At 58.4% G+C, this 21898-nt stretch carries 21 protein-coding genes and 2 pseudogenes; 7 read left to right on the top strand and 16 right to left on the bottom strand.

The genetic code is table 11. The features are described 5' to 3' along the window. The first annotated feature begins 55 nt into the window (after positions 1-55). Entirely contained in the window at positions 56-562 is a 507-nt protein-coding gene (locus CLG94_RS07530) for an inorganic diphosphatase (RefSeq protein WP_107562269.1), read from the top strand. A 102-nt stretch (positions 563-664) separates the two neighbouring features. Here CLG94_RS07530 and CLG94_RS07525 read toward each other — a convergent pair whose 3' ends face one another. The 4 genes from CLG94_RS07525 to CLG94_RS07510 all read right to left on the bottom strand — a co-directional run bounded on the left by CLG94_RS07525 (position 665) and on the right by CLG94_RS07510 (position 3573). Then, entirely contained in the window at positions 665-1582 is a 918-nt protein-coding gene (locus CLG94_RS07525; protein WP_107562268.1) for a phosphoribulokinase, read from the bottom strand. Between the two features lie 185 nt (positions 1583-1767). Next, entirely contained in the window at positions 1768-2226 is a 459-nt protein-coding gene (locus CLG94_RS07520) for a hypothetical protein (RefSeq protein WP_107562266.1), read from the bottom strand. Positions 2227-2431: 205 nt separating this feature from the next. Then, positions 2432-3271: an MqnA/MqnD/SBP family protein gene (locus CLG94_RS07515; RefSeq protein WP_107562265.1), complete on the bottom strand. Its 840-nt coding sequence runs from the start codon at positions 3269-3271 to the stop codon at positions 2432-2434. Positions 3272-3285: 14 nt separating this feature from the next. Continuing rightward, positions 3286-3573, bottom strand: a complete 288-nt coding sequence (locus CLG94_RS07510) for a chlorite dismutase family protein (protein WP_320414619.1) — start codon at positions 3571-3573, stop codon at positions 3286-3288. A 344-nt stretch (positions 3574-3917) separates the two neighbouring features. Between CLG94_RS07510 and rpsU the strand changes: the two genes are divergently transcribed. Together rpsU and CLG94_RS07500 are read left to right on the top strand one after the other, a co-directional pair. Beyond that, on the top strand, positions 3918-4199 hold the full coding sequence (gene rpsU, locus CLG94_RS07505) for a 30S ribosomal protein S21 (protein ID WP_107562263.1): 282 nt from the start codon (positions 3918-3920) through the stop codon (positions 4197-4199). Positions 4200-4222: 23 nt separating this feature from the next. Continuing rightward, positions 4223-4720: an RNA recognition motif domain-containing protein gene (locus CLG94_RS07500; protein WP_320414618.1), complete on the top strand. Its 498-nt coding sequence runs from the start codon at positions 4223-4225 to the stop codon at positions 4718-4720. A 130-nt stretch (positions 4721-4850) separates the two neighbouring features. On the opposite strand, the gene CLG94_RS07495 is transcribed toward CLG94_RS07500, so the two are convergent. From CLG94_RS07495 to ligA, 12 genes and pseudogenes are all read right to left on the bottom strand, one after another. Then, entirely contained in the window at positions 4851-5984 is a 1134-nt protein-coding gene (locus CLG94_RS07495; RefSeq protein ID WP_107562259.1) for an AI-2E family transporter, read from the bottom strand. Positions 5985-6180: 196 nt separating this feature from the next. Continuing rightward, positions 6181-7071, bottom strand: coding sequence for an isoaspartyl peptidase/L-asparaginase family protein (locus CLG94_RS07490; protein ID WP_107562257.1), 891 nt, complete (start codon positions 7069-7071; stop codon positions 6181-6183). Next, the gene (locus CLG94_RS07485; RefSeq protein ID WP_107562255.1) at positions 7061-8353 is read right to left on the bottom strand and encodes a M48 family metallopeptidase; all 1293 of its coding nucleotides are present in this window, start codon (positions 8351-8353) and stop codon (positions 7061-7063) included. Before CLG94_RS07485 ends, CLG94_RS07490 begins: the two co-directional genes overlap by 11 nt. A gap of 31 nt (positions 8354-8384) precedes the next feature. Continuing rightward, positions 8385-8870 (bottom strand): tetratricopeptide repeat protein, encoded by a 486-nt coding sequence (locus CLG94_RS07480; RefSeq protein WP_107562254.1) that lies wholly within the window; start codon positions 8868-8870, stop codon positions 8385-8387. A 147-nt stretch (positions 8871-9017) separates the two neighbouring features. Next, the gene (locus tag CLG94_RS07475; protein WP_107562252.1) at positions 9018-10148 is read right to left on the bottom strand and encodes an ABC transporter permease; all 1131 of its coding nucleotides are present in this window, start codon (positions 10146-10148) and stop codon (positions 9018-9020) included. Then, positions 10145-11137, bottom strand: coding sequence for an ABC transporter ATP-binding protein (locus CLG94_RS07470; protein WP_107562250.1), 993 nt, complete (start codon positions 11135-11137; stop codon positions 10145-10147). The genes CLG94_RS07475 and CLG94_RS07470 overlap by 4 nt, the downstream gene beginning before the upstream one ends. Continuing rightward, complete coding sequence (locus CLG94_RS07465) at positions 11130-12188, bottom strand: HlyD family secretion protein (protein ID WP_107562248.1); 1059 nt, start codon at positions 12186-12188, stop codon at positions 11130-11132. The genes CLG94_RS07470 and CLG94_RS07465 overlap by 8 nt, the downstream gene beginning before the upstream one ends. Before the next feature lie 221 nt (positions 12189-12409). Next, a pseudogene (locus CLG94_RS07455) lies at positions 12410-12703 on the bottom strand (site-specific DNA-methyltransferase); the annotation flags it as partial. A gap of 84 nt (positions 12704-12787) precedes the next feature. Continuing rightward, positions 12788-13609 carry a BRO family protein gene (locus CLG94_RS07450; protein WP_107562822.1) on the bottom strand — a complete coding sequence of 274 codons (822 nt, stop codon included), beginning with the start codon at positions 13607-13609 and terminating at the stop codon, positions 12788-12790. Between the two features lie 32 nt (positions 13610-13641). After that, a pseudogene (locus CLG94_RS07445) lies at positions 13642-16672 on the bottom strand (BPTD_3080 family restriction endonuclease). A gap of 106 nt (positions 16673-16778) precedes the next feature. Further along, on the bottom strand, positions 16779-17087 hold the full coding sequence (locus CLG94_RS07440) for a HigA family addiction module antitoxin (RefSeq protein WP_320414617.1): 309 nt from the start codon (positions 17085-17087) through the stop codon (positions 16779-16781). Beyond that, positions 17084-19132, bottom strand: coding sequence for an NAD-dependent DNA ligase LigA (gene ligA / locus CLG94_RS07435; RefSeq protein WP_107562245.1), 2049 nt, complete (start codon positions 19130-19132; stop codon positions 17084-17086). Before ligA ends, CLG94_RS07440 begins: the two co-directional genes overlap by 4 nt. Before the next feature lie 182 nt (positions 19133-19314). On the opposite strand from ligA, the gene CLG94_RS13425 reads away from it, so the two are divergent. The 4 genes from CLG94_RS13425 (at position 19315) to CLG94_RS07415 (ending at position 21885) form a co-directional block, all read left to right on the top strand. Further along, positions 19315-19572: a hypothetical protein gene (locus tag CLG94_RS13425; protein ID WP_107562243.1), complete on the top strand. Its 258-nt coding sequence runs from the start codon at positions 19315-19317 to the stop codon at positions 19570-19572. A 323-nt stretch (positions 19573-19895) separates the two neighbouring features. Further along, entirely contained in the window at positions 19896-20177 is a 282-nt protein-coding gene (locus CLG94_RS07425; RefSeq protein ID WP_107562241.1) for a hypothetical protein, read from the top strand. 185 nt (positions 20178-20362) lie between these two features. After that, positions 20363-20944 (top strand): bifunctional pyr operon transcriptional regulator/uracil phosphoribosyltransferase PyrR, encoded by a 582-nt coding sequence (pyrR, locus tag CLG94_RS07420; protein WP_107562239.1) that lies wholly within the window; start codon positions 20363-20365, stop codon positions 20942-20944. Positions 20945-20955: 11 nt separating this feature from the next. Then, the gene (locus CLG94_RS07415) at positions 20956-21885 is read left to right on the top strand and encodes an aspartate carbamoyltransferase catalytic subunit (RefSeq protein WP_107562237.1); all 930 of its coding nucleotides are present in this window, start codon (positions 20956-20958) and stop codon (positions 21883-21885) included. The last annotated feature ends 13 nt before the right edge of the window (positions 21886-21898 follow it).

Genomic DNA, 21898 nt, shown 5'->3' with positions numbered 1-21898 from the left:
GCGGGGCAGACCCCAATGATTCTCACTGTTGTCGTGAGTTGAGGAGGGCTTAACGATGAACTACAAAAGCTTACCGATCGGGGAGGGCTCACCGATTATTGTCAACACAGTGGTGGAGATCCCCTCAGGATCGAGCAATAAGTACGAATACGACATGAATCTGGGCGTGTTCCGGCTGGACCGCGTATTGTACTCACCGGTGCACTATCCGGCCGACTACGGATTTATCCCTGGCACGCTCGGTCAGGATGGGGACCCGCTTGACATTTTGATCCTTATCTCCCAGCCGACATTCCCCGGTTGCCTGGTCGAAGCCCGGCCCGTTGGGATGCTGGACATGGTCGATGATAAGGGGATCGATGAGAAGATCCTCGCCGTAGCACACGGCGATCCGCGCTATCAGCGGATCGAGGATCTTGCCAACGTAGAGCCTCATGTGCTGAAAGAAATCGAACACTTCTTTAACGTGTACAAAAACTTGGAAGGGCGAACGAGCCTGACATCCGGTTGGCTGGGTCTGGGCGCCGCTCATGAGCGCATAGAGACCTACCGCATCAGGTAGTCAGAGGGCTTGCATGTTCGGCCGTAACTACTCAGATGGACACGTTAGGATCTGCCAGCCCTGCATTGGCGCAAAGGCTGGCGGAACACATTGGGCGTTATGTTACGCCTTGAGCTTGTTCTCGATCATGATGTGAATGATCGGGGCTAAGATCAGTTCCATTGCCAAGACCATCTTACCGCCCGGAACAACGATGGTGTTACGGCGTGAGATGAATGAGCCATTGATCATCGCCAACAGGATCGGGAAATCAACCCCGAAACGTTTCGGATCGACAAAGCGGATCACCACAAAGCTTTCATCTGCGGACGGGATGTCACGCGCGATGAACGGGTTGGAGGTATCCACAGTAGGCACGCGCTGGAAGTTGACGTGGGTGCGTGAGAATTGCGGGGCCAGATGGTTAATGTAGTCCGGCATCCGGCGCATGATGTTGTCTACGGTTGCTTCAGGCGAATAGCCGCGCTCAGCGTGGTCACGGTGGATTTTTTGAATCCATTCCAAATTGACGCTAGGCACTACCCCGATGCCGATGTCAACATGCTGGGCTACGTCATAGCCGCCGTATTTCTGGTCCGGGGAAGTGTCTTTCACCAAACCGTGCAAGCCTTCATAGAACAGGACGTCGGTGTTGCTTCCAGTGTCTTCCCACGGGGTAAATTCGCCTGAACCAGCGTTGCAGGCGATACCCGCATCCGCCAAGCGCTTGCAATGGAATGCCGCTTCTTCAGCGTTGTGCAGGTAGTGACGCTTTTTGCCAACCCCCGCTTCACCGTAGCTCTTGAATAGCGCTTCGAGTGCGTGGAAGTCGTTGGCTTCGGGGCCGAAGTGGCTGAAATTGTGCTCAACCGCAGAGCGTTCCTTGAATTGCGCGCGGGTTACGCTGTGGAAGCTATCACCTTCAATAATCGCGGAGATAATTTCCTCGCGGCGGAAAATGTTTTCAAACGCACGTTTAACAAAGGTAGTACCTGCCCCAGATGATCCGGTAACTGCAATAACTGGATGCTTTTTGGACATGGAGCTTCTCCTCGGAAGATTTTTTAGATGCGCAATCTCATAACATTCTAGCCGAACCCCAGGTGGCTGTATATATCTTTTGATAGGGGCTGTGCATTAAGCGGACAAATGGCGCGCTACTCATTGCTATACATAGCGTCGTAAGTCGCAACAATGAACTACCACGCGGCTTGCCGCGGGGTAGTTCATTCTCCCAAGAGCTTCTTTTCGGCCTTCTCTATCTCCCGTGAGGTCTTTGTTTCGGCTTTCTCTACGTGTCCCACGGCCGCGTTGTGTGCCTTCTCTGTTTGTTCCTTAACTTTTCCCTGCATCTGGATCGCCTTGGTTTCTGCTTTATGCTTCTGCTGCTCGGCCTTTGCAGCCGCCTTCTCCGTCTCCTGCTGGACTTTCTTCTGCGCCTGCTCAGCTTTCATGGCCGCCTTGTCTGCGGCTTTCTTTGATTTCTCTTCTACTCTATCAACGGCCGCTTTGGCCTTCCCTTCCGCTTTCCCACGTTCCTCCGCCGCTTTTTGTTCAACCCCGGTCTTGATGTCCGAGATCGTCGGTACCGTCGGGATTACGGGTGGTTGGTATTGGGCAAAGGCCCACGTGCTGAACAACAGCGCGCTCGTGACGGCACCGGTAAATGTGAGAATCTGTTTCATCTGCAAGCCCTCCTTGGTTAGAATGCTGATGATGAACGACACGCCAACTAGAGTGTAAGAACTTTCACTACGGTGGCTCTCCATCGAGCTGAGCATAGACGCGGCATTGCACGGTGTCAAGAGTGGTGATGGGGGAGGGATCCGGTTGCCGACAGTTGTGGGTCGGATCGGACCGAGGGTGTGAAGAAATGAGGGGAGTAGGGGCTTAACCGGGGAGGAACTCCGGTTGGATTCGCTTGGTTATCAGGCCTTGTTCCCATGCTAAATTCAGGAGATGTTCGAGGCCCTGTCTGGTTTCCTGATTCCAGGTACGGGTATCCTCGTTCACATACATACCGACGAATCGATCGGTTAGAGCCACATCTAATCCACGACCAAACTGCATGGCGTATTGAAGCGCCTCTTGTCGGTGAGCCAGGCCATAGTTGATACTGGCCTGAAGGTATCCCGAAACCTCCAGACAACACGGTTCACCCAGATCCTTGCGGATAGCATTGGCCCCCAATGGCAGGGGCAGCGCGGTCTGCTCGTACCACCAGGTTCCGAGATCCAGCAGCTTGGTAAAACCGCTGGCCTCGAAGGTGAGCTGCCCCTCGTGGATGACAAGTCCGGCATCCGCCTCTCCTCTTTCGACCGCGTCGAAGACCTGGTCGAAGGGGACCTCGACAGCCTGAAACTCACGCAAGTAGAGCTGCAGCACAAGGAAGGCCGTCGTGAGTCTACCGGGAACGGCAATTCGCTTGCCACGGAGGTCGGCAGGATCGAGTGGGCGCTTCGCCACGAGGATCGGCCCGTAGTTCCGTCCGATGCTGGCGCCATGGGGCAGCAGAAAGTAGCGGTCAGACACATACGTGTACGCATGGGCTGAGATCGCTGTCACCTCCAGCCTGCCTTCCATCGCCCAACCGTTCAGAACGTCTATCGCTTCGAGGATATGCTGGAAGCGAAACCGGCCCGTGTCAAGTCGCTCCTTGGCCAGGGCGTAAAACATAAATGCATCATCCGGGTCCGGACTATGTCCGATGTGGATGAGACGTGTCTCCATGCGCTGTCCGCTTTCTAGCCCAGGTCGTCCAGGGTCTCGTGAATGGTCTTTTGAATGTAGCTGAAGATCGGCGTATCGCGAAGGGTAAAACGACTGGCCTCGGTCTCACGGAGCGCCATAATAAGCTCCACGAAATCTGCCGGCCTGTCGCTTTCAAATGCTACCACAAACTCCTGGTCATCGAGGCCAAATGAGTAGGTGGTGTTCAGTTTCACCGATGGAAACTTGTGACCTACCTTGATATGGGCATTCATGATCTCCTGACGCTGACCGATCGGCAGCAGGTACCAGGTAAAAAGCAAAATTTATGAATTGCTCCCTGTCCGAGGCCGGCATATCATTGCCCTTATTCATCCTGCTTCGGGTTGGGCCGCTGCCCACGCTGCCCCATGCGTGTTACCTTCGCCACATCTCTTATATACATCAGGATCAGGGCGAGCGCAAGGGCTGGTTGATGTCTCTACCGGGGTGTTGGCTGATTATCCTTGACACACCTGCAGGGGATGCTTATACTCAGTCGATTTTTGGTCTGAGGCCTGCGTTTGCGTTTACTGAAAACACCGCAAGGACCAGGGGCTCGCGGTATTTTCGTTTCTAAGACCGTGAATCATGTCAGCGGGAAGCGACACTGCGATGACGAGGGATAATGGCTCTTGACGATGGTACTGAGGAAACAGGCGGGGGTTCGAGGTACGACAAAGGGACGAGGCATCGCCCCCTCGAAGTCAAGGTAGATGGCCGAGGGGTAGAATCAGCTCTTCGACTCTTCAAGAAGCTCATCTTGCGCGATGGGATCTTGAAGGAACTGAAACGAAGAGCGCACTACGAAAAACCAGGGGAGAAGCGTCGCCGAAAGGTTCGCGAGGCCGCACGTAGACTTCGCCGCCAGGCGGCTCGCGCGGTTCGCCGCGACCCGGCGGAATTCTAAGTCCCCCGGGGAGGTCCGGGCGGATGAAGCCAGCCATGGAATGCGGGGCCATGGCGATGGCGCTAATCGAACTACCCGTGAGAAGTCGGCCGCAGGCCGACGGAAGGAGTTTCGAAAGCATGGGAACACGAGTGTATGTTGGTAATCTCCCGTTTGATACGGATGCATCTGCGCTCCGCACCCTCTTTGAAGAGGGTGATCGTAAGGTCACCGATGTCAAGATCATTACAGATCGTGATACTGGACGACCCCGGGGCTTTGCCTTCGTTGAGATGGAGAGTCCGAGCGACGCTGAGGCCGCTATCCAGGCCTTGAATGGGCGAGATGTTGGTGGTCGGGCGCTGACGGTCAATGAGGCAAAAGAACAGGCTCCTCGCCGAAGTGGTGGCGGTGGTGGCGGTGGTGGCGGATATCGCAGTGGTGGTGGTAGCAGCAGCGGCGGCGGTGGCGGATATCGCGGCGGCGGCGGTAGCGGCGGCGGTGGCGGCGGCGGTGGCGGCGGTCGCAGGGGCGGCTATTAACCGCGGTAGCGCACAATTTCCGAAGAGCAGGCTTAGGTTGCTTAAGCCTGCTTGATTTTCTCTTACCTGCTGAGAGATCCTGAGATCCCTTACCACTTTTAATAACACCCGAAAGGTCATTGTCTTGTCGTCACCTGTCCTGCCTACCTCCGATAGACTGGTCGGCCGGGGTTGCCGATAGCTCTACGTAGATCTCGATGAAAGTCGCGAGCGTCACTAGAAGCACTGGCCCCAGGATGAACCCGAGAATACCGAATACCTGAAGACCGCCAAGCATACCAAAAAATAGAAATAGCGTCGGCAGATTGGTGCCGCCTGAAATGAGCGCCGGCTTCAGCACATTATCGGCAGTGCTGACGACCACTACCGACCAGGCGATCAGGAAGAGACCGCTAATCCAGCTTCCCTCCAGGAACAGATAACCGGCTGCGGGGACCCAGATCAGCCCTGATCCGCCAACTGGGAGTAACGAGAAGAGGGCGGTGGCCAGCCCGAGAAAGACCGGGTACGGGACACCGAGGGTCCAGTAGCCTACCCCACCAAGGACGCCCTGCGCCAGGGCCGTCACGAGTGTGCCGCGGACTACGGCTGACACAGCGTCGTAGAGACGCGAAAAGAGCACCTCGGCATGTCTCCGTTCAAGCGGCAAGAGCCTCTGGAGGCTGCCGACGATCGCCTCACCGTCCCTGAGTAAGAAGAAAAAGGTGAAGACGGTGAGGAAGAAATTGACCGTAAAACTCAACAGGTTGAGGGCGATCCCCTTTAGGTTGTCGACGATGAAGCTGCTGACCGCACTCAGGCCGCTCAGCAGTAGCGCATTCAGATCGAAGCCCAGACGCGTAAAGGGCAGGCTTATACGATCCCAAAAGGCCCGCCCGGCCATCACCACCGGATGGGATGAGATCCCTGCGACTCCCTGCTGCTGATAGAGACGCTCTGTCGCCTGATAGAAGCTGGCGGCTTCGCGCGTCAGTACCCACCCGCACAGGATAGCCGGGATCATCACGGCCGCAATCACAGTGATCGTCAGCACAAGGGCGGTGAGTGCGGACTTGCCACCGAGCCATTGCAGCAGGCGGCGATAGACCGGTTGAAAGACAATGACCAGTACGGCTGCCCAGAGAATCGGAGACCCGAAGGGAATCAGGATCAGGTAGGTCAGGTAGAGGAGTAGGAGCAGAGACCCATAGAAGAACGCGGCGGAAACGCCAGTTCCATTCCCGCCCCATCTGGAAACCCTGCCATCATGTTTCTTATCGCCCATTCTCTCCACCCTCTTCGTTCATTCGGCGTAACTACTCAGGTGTTTAGGCTGAAGACTGAAGGCTGAAGGCTCTAAATTATATCAGAGGGTACGAACCGAGCCCCTCAAGACCTTCTCGGGGTTTTAAATAATCACGCGGCTTACCCCTAAAAGCCTTCAGCCTTCAGTCTATCTACCTGAGCAGTTACCATTCGACTCAATCAAAGATCTCAGGATCTGTGTTGCCCTCCCGGATGCAAGCGCAGGGCATCTGCGCGGTATTCCTCGCAACGCCAATTCGGCCGTATTGATCGAGCAGGATGATGCCGACCTCGGCGCCGGTCCTGGCCGTAAGCTCTCCGACGGCACGCCTGGCCGCCGCCATTGGCTCTTCGCCCATCCGAAGGAACTCGAGAGCGGTTTTTGCGAGCACCAGTTTAATGATCGCCTCCCCATTGCCAGTGCAACTGGCCGCGCCGAGCTGATCGTCGGCATAGGTCCCGCAGCCAATCAGCGCAGAGTCGCCTACGCGGCCTGGTGTCTTCAGCGGCAGGCCGCCCGTCGAGGTTGCTGCGGCTAAGTGCCCCGCTTGGTCGATGGCGATGGCGCCGACGGTACCGACACCCTCGACCTGCTCCTCTCGCAGGGCGGACCATCGGGCACGCTGTCGTTCCGTAATCAGCGCTTCGGCCACGCACTCCTTGATCCCAACCGCTGCGGCGAATCGCTGGGCCCCCTCCCCGACAAGCAGGGTTGGCCCGCCAGCCTCCATTACTGTTCTTGCGAGCGTCACAGGATTAGCGATCCGTTTCACGGCGCCGACGGCTCCGGCTGCCAAACCTCGGCCGTCCATGATCGAGGCGTCGAGTTCTATCTCTCCATCCCGATTAAGGACGGCGCCTCGGCCAGCGTTGAAGGCCGGATCGTCCTCCAGTGTCTTGACTACCTGCTCGACGGCGTCCACCGCGGAGCCTCCCGCTGTGAGCACTTGCCATCCATTCACAACGGCTGCCCGAATACCATCTCGCCGTAACTCAACTAAGTCAGGAGCTACCTTTCCTGCGCCTCCATGGATAAGGATCACAGGACCGAACGATCTAGCGGTCATCAATTTCACCTCTTCGCTGCCCCTGTTTCGCTCGAAAAGACTCGGCCATGGCGATCCGCTCGAGGACCGGAGGGTGGGTATACAAGAGCCAGACCATGGCTCGCGGTGGCTCGATGTCTGCGAAATTCGTCCTGGCAAGCTTGACCTCTGCGCCGATAAAGGCCTCAGGGTTAGCGCTGAGACGGAGCGATTCGAGGTCGGCTTCTCGTTCAAAGGACCGCGAAATAGCTACCTGGATAGGCGTCGTCAGGATGGTGAGGGCGAGGAAGAGGAGCAGCAGGAACGGTAACGACATAGGGTCAGCCGGATGAATAAAACCAAAGCGTCCGGAGTCGGCTGCGGTATTGAGAAGGCGAGCGATCAACCACATGGCTGCCAGCGCCGAGGTCGCGCTAATGGCCATCCCCTTCCAGGTGTGGTGCCGTCTCCAGTGGCCCAACTCATGCGCCACAATCAGTTCCACCTCCTCAGGGGTGGAGCCGGCGATCAGCGTATCGTACAGAACGATGCGTCTCGTTCGTCCGAGCCCCGTGAAGTAGGCATTGGTTTTGTTGGTTTTTTTGCTGGCATCTATCTCCAGGATCGGCCCTACTGTGAGACCAGCCCGATCAGTTAACGCACGGAGCCGGTTCACCAACGCTTTATCCTGCACCGGTCGGAACGTGTGAAACAACGGATCGAGGAGGATCGGAGACAGTTCAGCGAGCAAGCCCATCACAAGGACAAGGATAACCCATGCCGACAGATACCAACGGACGGGATCCCATCGGATAAAAGCGTAGAGCAGCATCAGCAGCGGGAGCAGGATCGCCGCGTTGATCAGTGCCCCTTTGGTATAATCCCACGCCCACGAAGCGACCGACTGGCGAGAGAGGCCAAATGTATGCTCGCGGAGGAAGCCCCCGTAGAGGCTGACAGGGAACGTGACCGCATAATACAGCAGAGCCACCAAGAGGCCGTACACCGCAATGGTTAGCCACACACGCCCGCTTGCGACCGAGATGCTGAGATCGCGAATTTTCGCGGACAGTGGGCTCAGGGTCATGAGCCCAAAGAGGCCGAGGGTCAACGCCATTCGCACGCCATACAACACATATCGCCCTCGCGCGTATGCCCGCCCCCTGTCGATCTCTTCAGGGGTAAAATACTGTCTGGTCCTATCGGCGGATGAGGTGCGTAGATCCGAAGGCGGAGACTCGCTTCCAAGCGCCTGCCTTTCAGGTATGATCGTCGCCCCGGCAATCACCAGTAAGAACAGAGGGATGGACCATTGCGATAACATGCAGCGCAGACCTCGATAAGGGGTCAGCCAGTCAATTCAACAGCCCCAGGACCTTGTGCAACTCGACGCGGGCCGCAGTATAATTCGGCTCAATTTCCAGGGCCAGTTTTAGCTCTCTGATCGCCTCTTGGTATTTCCCTTTCCGCATAAGGACTCGGCCCATATTCATGTGGGGGTAATGGCGAGGTTCGTACCGCCTGGCCACCATGGCCCGTTCGAGCCACGGGATCGCCTCGTCGTACCGCCCCTTCTCAATCAGGTAGACGCCGATGTCGTTGTACGGATTGCCGAAATCAGGGTCGACCTGGATGGCAGCCTCACACTCCTTGATAGCCTCGTCGATCTGTCCCTGAAAGCTGTATGCCCACCCCAGGAAGGTGTGAGCCTCAGCCGTCGGGTAGAGTTCTATGGACCGCTTGTAGGCTGCAATCGCGCCATCCAGATCCGAGCTCGCTTGCAGTCGGTGTCCTTCTTTAAAATAGAATTCCGCCAGTTCAAGTCTTGCCGGGTCAGGCATGGTTTTCACCTATCGTTACTTTGTTAGCGGACGCGGCGAGGGCCAGCATTACTAACAGCCTTCAGCCTTCGGTCTATCCACCTTAGTAGTTACGTTCATTCTACCACGTGAATAGGCCCTGCTGTGCCTTGAAAAGAGGCCCTGTGCTCATCCGAGCTTCTTGTGGAAGCGGAGAATGCTTGTCGTGATCAGGATCACCCCGATGGCGGTGAGGACCAGCAGGTGAGTCCAGAGATAGGAGATGCCGATTCCTTTCAGGATGATCCCGCGAATAATCTCCACGTAATAGGTGAGAGGGATTATGTAGGCGACGGTCTTGGCCAAGGGCGGCATTGCCTCGACCGGGAAGAGAACTCCGGAGAGGTAGACCGACGGGATGAAGATAAAATACGACATCTGCATGGCCTGCGCCTGGGTCCTGGCGATGGTGGATAACAGGATACCGAGACCCAAGGTCCCCATGATGAAGAACAGGGACAGGAAGTAGAGGAGGAACAGGCTTCCACGTATCGGGATGTCGAAGATCCAGACGCCGAACACGAGGGCGAATGTCATTTGCGCATAGGCAACCAGGACATTCGGAACGATCTTCCCGATCATCAACTCCCAGCGGCGCAGTGGGCTCACGATCAGCGCCTCGAGCGTTCCACGCTCCCGCTCCCGCACTACCACCATGGCGGTGATGGTGATAGTGGTTTGCATCAAGATGAAGCCCAGCAGGCCAGGGATGATGAAGATAGCGCTGACAAGGTCCGGGTTGTACCAGGCCCGGACCCGGACATCCAGAGGGGCGGTGGAGGTGGCCCGACCGGCGCTCCGCTGCAGCGTCTCCGATACGATCCGCATCGAGCCAACCTGGCCGATCGCGTTAGCCGCGTTGATGGCCGATGTCGCCACCAATGGGTCCGAGGCGTCCACGATCACCTGGACCTGCGTGACGCGCTGCTGCTTGAGCAAGCGGGCATAGTCAGGTGGAAAGATGATTCCTACCTTGGCCCTGCTGCTGTCGATAAGGCGTGCAATCTGTTCATAGCTGTCCACATGATAGTCGAGGTTGAAATATTGAGAGTTGGTAAAAGCATGGAGGAGTTCTCGACTCTCAGGCGTCCGGGACTGATCGAAGACAGCGGTCGGCATGTGCTTGACGTCGGTATTGACGGCCCACCCGATGATGCCGAGGATCATCATCGGCATAAAAAGCATCATGGCCAGCGTAAAGCGGTCGCGCCACATCTGGATAAACTCTTTGCGGATCATGCCGAGCAGGCGTGACCTCATATCTCGCCTTCCCGCATTCGCTTCAGTTGCGCCCGGAGAGAGCGCCGGTCGACCAGGCCGACGAATGAGACAAAGATATCCTCGATCGATGGGGTCGCCACCTCAACCCGGTTAACCTTGAGCCCCTCGCCGGTCAGGCGCGCCTCCACATCGGTGGGCGACGGGCCACCCTCCTCGATCACCACGTGGATGGTGTTCCCAAATCGGACGACCTCTGCCACGCCGGGAAGCGTTTCAAGGAATATCGTGGCCTCCCGTATCGGGTGGCATTCGATCTCGAGGACCTGGCCCTTGAGGGCATTCGCCTTGATCTCCTCACGGCTCCCCTGGGCCGTGATCCGACCTTGATAGATAAATCCCAGACTGTCGCAGTGTTCCGCTTCATCCATGTAGTGGGTGGTGGCAACGATGGTGATCCCTTCCTCAGAGAGCCGGTAGATCAGGTCCCAAAAGTTGCGGCGGGAGACCGGATCGACCCCTGCGGTCGGCTCGTCCAGGAACAGGAGCTCTGGCTTATGAATGATACTGCACCCTAAGGCCAGGCGCTGTTTCCAGCCGCCTGACAGGTGGGCCGCCAGCTCGCCCTCACGTCCGGTCAGATCGGCCATCTGAATCATCTGCTCGATTCGGGCCCGCTTGATCCCATTCGGGACCGAGTAGAGGCTGGCGTAGAAGTCGAGGTTCTCCCGGACGGTCAGGTCCTCGTACAGGCTGAACCGCTGGGACATGTAGCCGATCTTTTCCTTGATCCGCTCCGGCTCCGTGGCAATATCGTGGCCCAGCACATACCCTGACCCCTCGGTCGCGTCCAGGAGTCCGCAGAGCATCCGGATGGTGGTGGACTTCCCGGCCCCATTCGAACCGAGGAACCCGTAGATCTCGCCTCTTTTGATAGTCAAGTCCACATGGTCCACGGCCACGATCTTGCCGAATCGTTTCGTCAACCCCTTGGTGATGACCGCGCAACTATCGCGGTCGATCTCAGCCATGGAGGGGACTCCACCGGGCGGGCGATCGACGGCTGGTTCGCTTTGTCCCTCTGTCTCCTACCTTAATCTCGGTATCGGCCGGCATCCCTGGTTTCAGTAGGCGCTCGCGGTTGTCCAGGCTGATCTTGACCCCGAAGACCAGGTTCACGCGCTCCTTCTTGGTCTGGACCGTGCGGGGGGTAAATTCGGCCTTCGAGCTGATCTCGATCACCTTCCCTTCGAAGCGCCGATTCGGAAATGAATCGACGGTGACCGCGGCGGTCTGGCCGATACCCACCAACCCGATCTCCGACTCCGGGATGTAGACGCGCAGCCACAGATCATCAGGATCGATGAGGATCACGATGGGAAAGCCGGGATTGACGACCTCTCCTTGCTCGGCCCGCTTGATGAGGACGATGCCGGCGAGGGGCGCCAGGATGGTGCTGTCGCGAAGTCGGACCTGGGCCATGCCAAGCGCCGCCTTTGCCCGATCGCGTTCGTGGCGGGCCGCCTCAATCACCTCTGATCGAGGCCCAATCCGGATCATCTGGTATCGCTCCTGCGCCGCCTTGACCTGGCTCTGCGCGATCTCGACCCTGTTCTTGGCGCGATCTCGCTCTTGCGCTGAGATGGCCCCTTCTTTGAAGAGGTTGTCAAACCGGTCCCACTCATCCTTAGCCAGCTTCAGGTTATCCTCGGCCTGCTGCAGATTGGCGCGCGCCTCTTCGATTTCCTGAAGGCGCGAGCCGGCGAGCAACTCCTTGAGCTGCGCCTCGGCCTTGGCCAGTACCGCCTGCTGTTGCGCTACCTCCGCCTCGATCTCCGGGGTGTCGAGCCGAGCGATGACCTGATTCGCCTGGACCTGGGCCCCTTCCTTCACCATGAGCTGAGCGAGACGACCCGGCAGCTTCGAGCTGACCTCGACCTCGGTAGCCTCAATCGTCCCATTCGCCACCAGGCCGCCGCCGCCCCCCTTGTCGCGCACCACCCCCCAGCCGACGAAGAGTGCAGCGCCAGCCAGTGCCAATAGTGCAACGAGCAATGCTATCTTTCGTCTTGGTTCCGTCACACACCCCCTGCAGTGCGGATATGGTTATACATAGTATCGTAAGTCGCAACAATAGACGTCATTCCCGCGAAAGCGGGAATCCAGAACAGCACTGGATTCCGGGTCAAGCCCGGAATGACAAACTGCCTGAGACTTATGTCGTAATGTGTAGCCAGCATCCTCGTCTTGCCTGCCTGCATCCTGCGTCTTCATATTTGAAACACCTTCAGCACCTCGTCGCCTTAGTGGTTGATGACCTTCACGGCGATCTTGCCCGTCTCGGGCTTGGCGAATGGCCGGCTGATGGTGGTGTAGAGACTGCTCCAGGCCGCTTCGTCGATGTCCGCCCGTAGCGCCCGCTTGAGCTTATCGTAAGGACCCTCACCGTCTTGTGCAGCCCCGGTGAAGTAGGCGTGGCGGACAAAGAAGCTCTCGCCGTTGTAGTCGGTGTCGATAAACCAGCACGCGATATCGTCGGTGGAGGAGTTTCGTATCTGTCCTGTGGTCGGATCGTACACATCGAAGTCGCGCAGCTCCTCGGTGGGGATGTTCGCGCGCTTGTCCTTATGGCGAATGGATTCGACTTTCGTCGGCGTGGTCTTCTTTTTGACCATGGAATGTTACTCCGACTTCGGTGGAAGCTTGCGCTTGGGTTTGTCGATCAGGTAATTGTCGCGGGTGATGACCTTGCGGCCCGACTTGGCTTCAAGCTGGCGACGGGCATTGCCCGCAACCGAGCCGCCTGCTTTGGCAGCCAGTTTGTTTTTTAGGAGGCCCTGGGCGTTTTTGTTGCGCGCGATTTCTGTGGTTGCGGCCTCGCCGAGCATGGTGAAGATCAACTCGAGGTCGGTCATGTGATCGCGGAGATTTTCACGCTTCAGGCCCTTCAGCTTCTTGTAGTCGGCAGGAGTCAAGCCAAATGTGGCTTTGGAAATTTCGCCGGTAAGTATGGCGAAGTCTTTTTGATCCTGAATACCGCGTTTCTGCCATTCGCTGGTCAGTTCGTCACGGACGGCAATGCCACGGACGCGCTTTTCGACCCAATCGTCGGGGTAGCCTTTGTCCTGATAGAGTTTCCGCATCCGCTGCTGGGCAAGTTCGGGGTTTTCGATCTCCTGGACGCGCTGGTAACCCACCTCAGCCAGCCAGCGTTTGAACGGTTCGGCCTTGGGGCTGGGGATCGACTGGATGATGCGAAAGGCGGCTTCGGTGGACGCGGCTTCCGTGGGGTAAGCCTTGCCGTCAGATGAGACTAGTTTCAGTTGTCGACAAAGTGTCGACAACTCGATTCCGCTAGATTCCTTCTCCCGCTGCTTCATGCGATACCAGTAATCGCGTGGATTCTCGCTGTCGGTGAGGGCGCCGATGATGTCCACAACGGAGAAGAACCACTGGTCATCGTGCCAAATACGGCGAATCTGCTTCGCCCCGAATACGATCATCTTGCCCTGGGAATCGGCTGGCAATTCTTCACTCACGGTTTTGCTCCTTTCTTTAGGCTGGCGCGGATCAGGTTCTTCGCGTCCCACGGGTCACTGATCTCAATGAAAGTCCAGCGTCCGAAGCCGCCGTGGTTGTTGATGGCCGGCACCCACAGGGAGCGCGCAGTAGAGACCTTGGCGGCCTTGTTCTTCTTCTTCTCGCCGGTGACTTCGACGATCAGGTTCAAGAGGTCACTCGGGCCGTGGCCGTCGTCGATGCAGGCGATGAAGTCGGGGATGTATTGGTGTTCTTCGCCGTTCAGCGTGTAAGGGGATGGTGAAGCCGAGGTTGTGGTTTTTGACGTAGCGGATGACCTCGGGCGAGTCTTCGAGGGCTTCGGCCATCTTCTGCTCCCATGAATCGGTATCGGCCACCACATGGGAGATGTGGCACTTGTCGCTGCTGGTGGCGAATACGGCTCGGCTAGTATCGAAATCCACATCACAGGTGGAGCCGATCGTATCATGCGGGCGCAGGATCGGCCGTAGGGGCGCACCCTTGTGGTCGCCCTCCGTGCCGTCCGTCGAGGCGACGATCGCCTTGTAGATGCGGTCGGCGGCGTCGTGTGCTAACTCGATCAAGAGCAGCAGTTGCGGGAAGGTGTTGTCCTTGAGCGTGACGCATTCGGCCAGCCAGCGTTTGGCGATGCCGAGCAGTTGCGGGAAGAGCCAGGGTTTATCGTTGCCGTCATCGTCGCGGAAGTATTTTTCCAGCGTCAGCTTGGCCAGCAGGAAGGCGACCTCGTTGAGCCGGTGGCGTTTGAGATCGTCGAGGGTGTGGATGCTGGATTCGCCGACGATGGGCGCGTTCTCGGTCTTGGTGGGAATGTCGGCAGTCGAGAGTGCCAGGTGCGATTCTGCTGTGAAGGTTGCGGTGAGCCGCTCGCCAGCCACGTCGTAGCGGTAGCCGAGCAGCCGTGGAAAGGTGATCTCGCAGGCGATGCGGCGCTCGATGGCGCGAACGCGGGTGGGCAGCGGGCCGGGCTTGGGGTCTTTAGTTGCCCCGCTGCACGGGATGAAGGAAAAGGGCACGCCGTAGACTTCAGCGTATTCGGGATTGAAATGCCCCTTCTCGTTGGCGGCGTAACTTATGCGGCGCAGGGCGCGACCGACCACCTGCTCGCACAGCAGTTGCGTGCCGAAGGCGCGCACGCCGAGAACGTGGGTGACGGTGTTGGCATCCCACCCTTCCGTGAGCATGGAGACGCTGACGACGCACTTGACGTGTTCGCCGAGTTTGCCTGCCTTACCGACCGTGTTCATCACTTCGCGGAGGAGGTCTTCGTCGGTCAGGGATTCGGCATCGCGGCCGGGAAAGCGGGCTCGGTAGTCGGCCTTGAACTCGTCGATTTCTCGGGCGGCGATCTTCTTGAAGTCGTCGCTCATCGCTCCGCCGGACTCGAGCTGCTGGCTGTCCACCAGGATGGTGTTCGGGCGGTGCAGCCAGCCACCCTTACCGTCGTCGTTGCGAAAGATGGACAACTGCCCGGCCTGGGCGACGATCTGGTCGCCGATCTGCTTTTCCCATCCGGCAATGAAGTCGAAGACGCGTTTGGACACGTTGGTGTTGTTGCAGACGACGATGAACACCGGCGGCGTGATGCCACGGGCGCGGGCCTCGGCGTTCTGCTCCCACAGGCGGTGATACTTCTTGTAGTTGCCGTAGAGGCTGAGAAGTGCTCCATGAAGTTCGAGGGGGATCTTCGGTTCGCCCACCACCTTATCGGTTTTGCGACCCTTTTTTGATAGGTGCTCGCGGATGCGGAGCCACAGGTCGCGGTAGGTGGGCTGCTCGCCTATCATTGAGTCATCAGCCACCGGCACACGGGGCACTTTGACGATGCCGGCCTCGATGGCGTCGATGAGAGAGAAGTCAGAAACTACCCACGGAAAAAGAAGCCCCTCGGTGATTTTCTTACCATCGTGCGTAATTTTGCTGTAACCCGAACCGCGCAGAAAGAACGGTGTGGCCGAAAGGTCGTAGATGGCCTTCACGCCGATCTTGGCCTTCACGGCCTCGATGCCGGAAATCCATACGCGAGCCTCTTCGTCGCGTTGCTTGGCTTCGACGCGATCATCGCCGGTGAGTTTTTCCTCTTCGCCGTCGGGTTTGCGGCGGTAGCAGTGATGGGCTTCGTCGTTGAGGACGATGATGTGTTTCTTGGTGCTCAATTCGCGACAGACGCGGCGCACCATCTGGTCGGGAGTTTCGGTAAACGGGCTTGGCTGCCCATCGGCGAGAATCGACTTCGTGATCTTGCCGGCGGCGACCCTCTCGCGCAGTCCGAAGGCGTGGTAGTTGGTGATGACGATTTTGGCCTGTCCGAGCTGGTCCTGTAGTTGGGCCGGTACAATGTCACGCTGGCGGTAGTAGTTCTCCGGGTCGTTCGGCAACAGCACGCGGAGCCGGTCGCGGATGGTGATGCCGGGGGTGACGATCAGGAAGGTGTCGGAGAAGCGGGCGTCCTGGGGGTTGGCGCGCTTGTTGAGCGTGTGCCAGGCGATGAGCATGGCCATGACGACGGTCTTGCCGGCGCCAGTGGCCATCTTGAATGCTGCGCGCGGCAGGCCGGGGTTCGATGTGTCGTTCGCCTCTCGTATCGCGTTCTCTATCCAGGCATCGCCGTATTTCTTTGCCACCTCGGTAATGTAGATGGCGGTTTCAAGGGCCTCGTTCTGGCAGAAGAAGAGTTTCTTCTCGCGATTGGGATCGGTCCAGTAGGCAATCAATCGCGTGGTGGTATGTGTCACGCCCAGGTAGCCGCCCTTGCGCCACATGGCGACGCGGCGTCGGACATCGTTGACGAGCTGGTTCTCCTCGATGCGGTCTTGTGTCCATTCCGTTGCGAATTGAAGCTGCTTGGCACCCTTCTTCTTCGGCTTGGCGATGGGGACGAAATAGGAACTGGTCCGGCGGCCGTCAACAATCTCGCTGGTGATGCCCTCGTCGCTAAATCGAAAATGACGGGTCGGCTCGTCGAACGGCGAGTTGATGATCGGGTTTTCGATGACGACTTGGCTCATATGGTTCCGTGCATGGTGTTTTTGCTTTCCAGGATGTGTGTTGGTCCTGTTTTGCCAGTAAATGGCCCATGAGTGCGATGAAACTTCACAATGTCAATAGCGCGCCTCACACACAAACCCTATCCGCAGCAAAGGTCTTCACCTTGATATGTTTGGATCGTTCTTCCACCTGGGTCGCATCATACTGAAACTGTAACCGCATCCATCCATCCGGCGTACTGCCAAACGCCTTGGCCAAGCGAATAGCCATGTCCCAAGACAGGTCTGCATTCTCGTTCACCAGATTACTCAACGCAGACCGCGACACACCAAGGATCTTCGCCCCTTCGGTCACGCTCAACCCATGTGGCTCCAGACAGTCCACGCGCACCGACAATCCCGGATGCGGTGGATTCTTCATATTCAACGCCTTCATAGCGCTCCCTCTTTGCCAATGAGCTTCTTGAAACCGGCTTCGTCAAGGGTCGTGACGCCGAGGCGCGTGGCATCGTCGTGCTTGCTGCCGGGATCTTTGCCCACGACGACATAGTCGGTCTTCTTGCTGACCGATGAGGTCAGGCGGCCACCGGCCCGAACGATCAGCTCCTTGGCCTCGTCGCGGGTCAAGCTCTCCAGTCCGCCGGTCAGAACGAACGTCTTGCCAGCCAGAGGGCGAGGTCCCGCCGTGACCCCTTCCTCCTTCATACTGACGCCCACTCCTCGCAACTGCTCGATCTGGCGGCGGTTCTCCGGCTGGCGGAAATAGAGCGCCACACTCTGGGCGATGCGGGGGCCGATGCCGTAGATCTCGGCCAGTTCCTCCTCAGGCGCCTGCTCCAGCCGATCCATCGAGCCGTAATGCTGGGCCAGGATCGTGGCGACGTGTTCGCCTACATACCGGATTCCCAGTGCGAACAGTAGGCGACTCAGCCCGCGTCCCTTGCTCCCATGGATCGCGTTGTACAGGTTGGTGGCAGACTTCTCGGCCAGCCGTTCAAGCTCGGCGAGGGTGGCCACATCAAGTTGGTATAGATCGGCTAACTCCCTGACCAGCTTCCGATCGACAAGCTGCTCCGCTACGGCCTCGCCCAGGTGCTCGATGTCCATCGCCCGCCTCGATCCGAAGTGCAGCAGCGACTCCTTCAGCCGGGCTAAGCAAGCGGAGTTGGTGCATCGGCTGACGACCTCGCTTTCGGGTCGGAATGCCTCGGCGCCACAGACAGGGCACTGGGTAGGGAAGCGGAACGGCCGACTGTGAGAAGGCCGCTTGTCCTGTATCACCCGCAGAATGTGAGGGATCACGTCGCCTGCCCGCTCGATCAGGACGGTGTCCCCCTCGCGGACGTCAAGACGTTCGATCTCATCAGCATTGTGGAGCGTTGCGCGGCTGATTGTGGCACCGGCAATCTCTACGGGATCGAGCAGGGCGGTCGGCGTGAGCGCCCCCGTTCGCCCCACGCTCACTTCGATCTTCCTGATGACACTGGTCGCCTGCCGCGCTGGGAACTTGTAGGCGGTGGCCCACCTGGGATGATGTGTGGTCGAGCCGAGCCCGCGTTGCTGCTCGATCGCATCGACCTTTACCACCACACCGTCGCAGTCGCACCCGATCTCGTCACGGGCGGCCTCGACCTCAAGGCATGTCTGAATCGCCAAATCGATATCAGTGCAGCGCCGGCGATAGCGCTCCAGCGTGTTCTTGCGGTCTTTGGGATCAAGAAGGAATCCGGACTCAAGCAACTGCTGCATGGCCTGTGAGTGGCCTTTGAACGGATTCGGCTCGGCATAGCTGACGCCGTAGATGAAGATATCGAGGGGACGGCTTGCGGTGATTCGCGGGTCTTTCTGGCGGACTGACCCGGCCGAGGCATTCCTCGGATTCGCGAAGGGCTCATCACCTTCCGCCTCCAACCCCCGATTCAACTTTTCAAACGCTTGACGCCACATGAAGATCTCCCCGCGCACCTCCAGGATGTCAAGCTTTGTTAACGGCCCGTGCAGACGACGAGGGATGCCCCTGACCGTCATCAGGTTGTGCGTCACATCCTCACCGTACCGGCCATCACCTCTGGTAGCTCCCCGCACAAACTGGCCATGCTCATACACCAAGGCCACGCCGAGGCCATCCACCTTTGGCTCGGTCACGTAGGTAAACTGCTCGCCTGGCAGCGCCCGCTTCATGCGGGCCTCGAACTCCTGGAGCTCATCAGCGTTGTAGGCGTTGTCCAGTGACAGCATCGCCGCCTTGTGCTGCACCGAAGCGAACCCTTCGACAGGCTGGCCGCCAACCCGCTGCGTAGGAGAGTCGGGCGTGATCAGTTCGGGATGCTCTGTTTCGAGGTGTGTCAGGCGTTGAAAGAGCTTGTCGAACTCGGCGTCTGTGATCTCCGGCCGGTCCAACACATAGTAGAGGTATTCGTGGCGTAGAATGAGCCGTCGGAGTTCCTCAGCCTGTGCGCGGAGTTGAGAGGTGTCGGGCATGGGTTTCCACTGAGTAATCAGTCTAACTATTTGTAATTACAGGGATTCACAGATTTAACCTTCGGCCTATTGGTAACAGAATGTCTCCAACTAGGCAAGGTAATTCGGCCCTTAAACCCTTGTCGATGTCGGCTGTCTAATCAGGCAAACAGTTACAACAACCACAACAGGAGGGAACGATCATGAAGCAGTATCTGTCGAAACTGGTCGTCATGGCGCTCGTTATCGGTGGATTGGTTGCTGCAACTCAGCCGGCTCTGGCATGGGTTAGGGTCGGAATCAACGTCGGGGTCCCATTCCCCGTGGTCGTCGCCCGGGCTCCTGTTGTGGCACCGGCTCCAGGGTGGCGCATGCGACCTGCGCCTGTCTATTATCGGCCTGTCCGGGTTCCTGGACACGTCAACCGATGGGGTGCCTGGGTTCCTGGCCACTGGCGGTAAACGCTTCCTGCTCTGCGTGACCTCCCCTCCCTCCGACCGCTGCGGGACTGACCGTCCGGTGAGTCCCGCAGCGGTTTTCTTCTGTTTCCTGGCACTCTGGCCCAAGAACAGCGATAGAAAGTTGTCATTGCGAACGAAGTGAAGCAATCTCGCATTATTGCACTGAGATTGCCACGCACCCTACGGGTACTCGCAACGACGGGAAGAATCGAGTAGTTGCGAAGCCTATCGCTGTTCTTGGGTCTGGCCGTCACCTTGACATTTGCGCGCTTCTTCTGTAGGGTGGCTTCTGCAGATGATGGTCACCCACGTTGGTGAGCGCGATGATCGAAGCTATACTCCTGCAACAGTTCGAAGAGCTAGCAGAGCGGCTTGGTGTCAAGGTCCTCTACGAGAGCTTGGATCAGCAGGAATTTGTCGTGAAGAGCGGGACCTGCACGCTGCGAGGACAACTCGTGGCGATCGTCGATGATCGCCTTACTCCGGGCGATCGAATACGGGTCCTGGCCGATTGCCTGTCACGGTTCGACCTTTCCACAGTCTACCTGGTTCCGGCTGTCCGCGAATTGATTGAAGCGCGACGGACCGGGCCGCCTACGGTATAGGAGGAGAGCGGCAGGGAAGAAGATGAGCCATGAGTTGGACGTGTGAGGATTTGGCTTGACTGTCAGCCGCGTTTTGGTACAGTGAACTGGCCTTTTAATCGGACTCAGAGAGGTTCGAAAAGGAGATGCTGTGGGAACTTCGCAAATCATTCTAGGCAGCGTTTGTCGAATAACCTCCTCGCCGGATGGTGAGGGGGTTTTTTTATGCCCTGACCTCCATGGCCGCTGAGCTGAACGAAAAGGCCAAAATTCTGGATCAGACCGGCATCCAGCGGGCTGTAACCAGGATTGCCCACGAGATCGCGGAGCGAAACAACGGGACGGAGGGCCTCGTCCTGATCGGCCTCCGTAGCCGAGGGGTAGATTTGGCCAGGCGGATCGCCAAGGAGCTGAAGCTTATTGCTGGGGCTGATATTCCGGTTGGGACCCTGGATGTGACCCTCTACCGGGATGACCTGGATAAGGTCGGGCCTCAGCCGGTGGTCCGAACAACTGAGATCCCGTTCTCGATCAACGAAAAGAGAGTGGTATTGGTGGATGATGTCCTGTACACCGGCCGGACCATCCGGGCAGCCATGGACAGCCTGATCGACCTTGGCAGGCCCCGCCTGATTCAGCTTGCCGTCCTCATAGATCGGGGTCACCGCGAACTGCCGATTCGGGCCGATTATGTCGGCAAGAACGTCCCCACCTCGCGGCAGGAGCAGATTCAGGTCCTGCTCACTGAGGAGGATGGGGAGGATTCGGTCGTCATCGTGAAGGGGTAGGAGAGGAAGCGATGGGCCTGGCAGGAAAAGATCTGTTGAGCATGCGGGAGCTGACGGTAGACGAGATCCGGCTGATCTTGGATACTGCCGAGTCGATGAAGGAGGTGGCCCGCCGCGACATCAAGAAGGTGCCGGCCCTGCGCGGCAAGACCCTGATCAATCTCTTCTACGAGCCCAGCACGCGGACCCGGACATCCTTTGAGATCGCAGGCAAGTGGCTGAGCGCCGACGTCGTCAATATCTCCATCTCGTCCAGTTCGGTGGCCAAGGGGGAGAGTCTGAAGGATACCGGCCTGACGCTGCAAGCAATGCACCCGGACGTCGTGGTTATCCGCCATCCATCCGCTGGAGCGGCAGAATTCCTGGCCAAGCGACTTGCGGCGCCGATCATCAACGCCGGCGATGGCGCTCACGAGCATCCCAGCCAGGCCCTGCTCGACCTCTTCACCATCAGGGAGAAGGTGGGGCGACTGGAGGGACTCAAGGCAGCCATTATCGGCGACATCACTCATAGCCGGGTCGCCAGGAGCAACATTCATGGGATGCAGAAGATGGGGATGGAGGTGCGGGTTGCAGGGCCCCGGACGATGCTTCCCCGTTTCGTCGAGCGACTCGGCGTTGAGGTCTTTACGAACCTCGATCGAGCCATCGCCGAGGTCGACGTCATCATGATGCTGAGACTTCAGGTCGAGCGCCAACAGGCCGGGCTGTTTCCCTCGCTGCGAGAGTACTCTCGCCTGTTCGGTCTCACCGTAGAACGGCTGAAGGCTGCAAAGCCTAATGTGCTGATCATGCACCCCGGCCCGATCAATCGGGGCGTGGAGATTGCGCCAGACGTCGCCGATGGGCCCTATTCGCTGATCCTCAATCAGGTGGAAAATGGCCTGGCCGTGCGGATGGCCTTGCTCTACCTCATTGCTGGCGGCGGGCAGGCGGGATAAAGGCGGGTGAGGG

It is taken from the genome of Candidatus Methylomirabilis limnetica (assembly GCF_003044035.1).
In the GTDB taxonomy this organism is placed as follows: Bacteria; Methylomirabilota; Methylomirabilia; order Methylomirabilales; family Methylomirabilaceae; genus Methylomirabilis; species Methylomirabilis limnetica.
The sequence above is the reverse complement of the archived record's forward strand: the minus strand, read 5'-3'. Positions and strand labels throughout refer to the sequence as shown.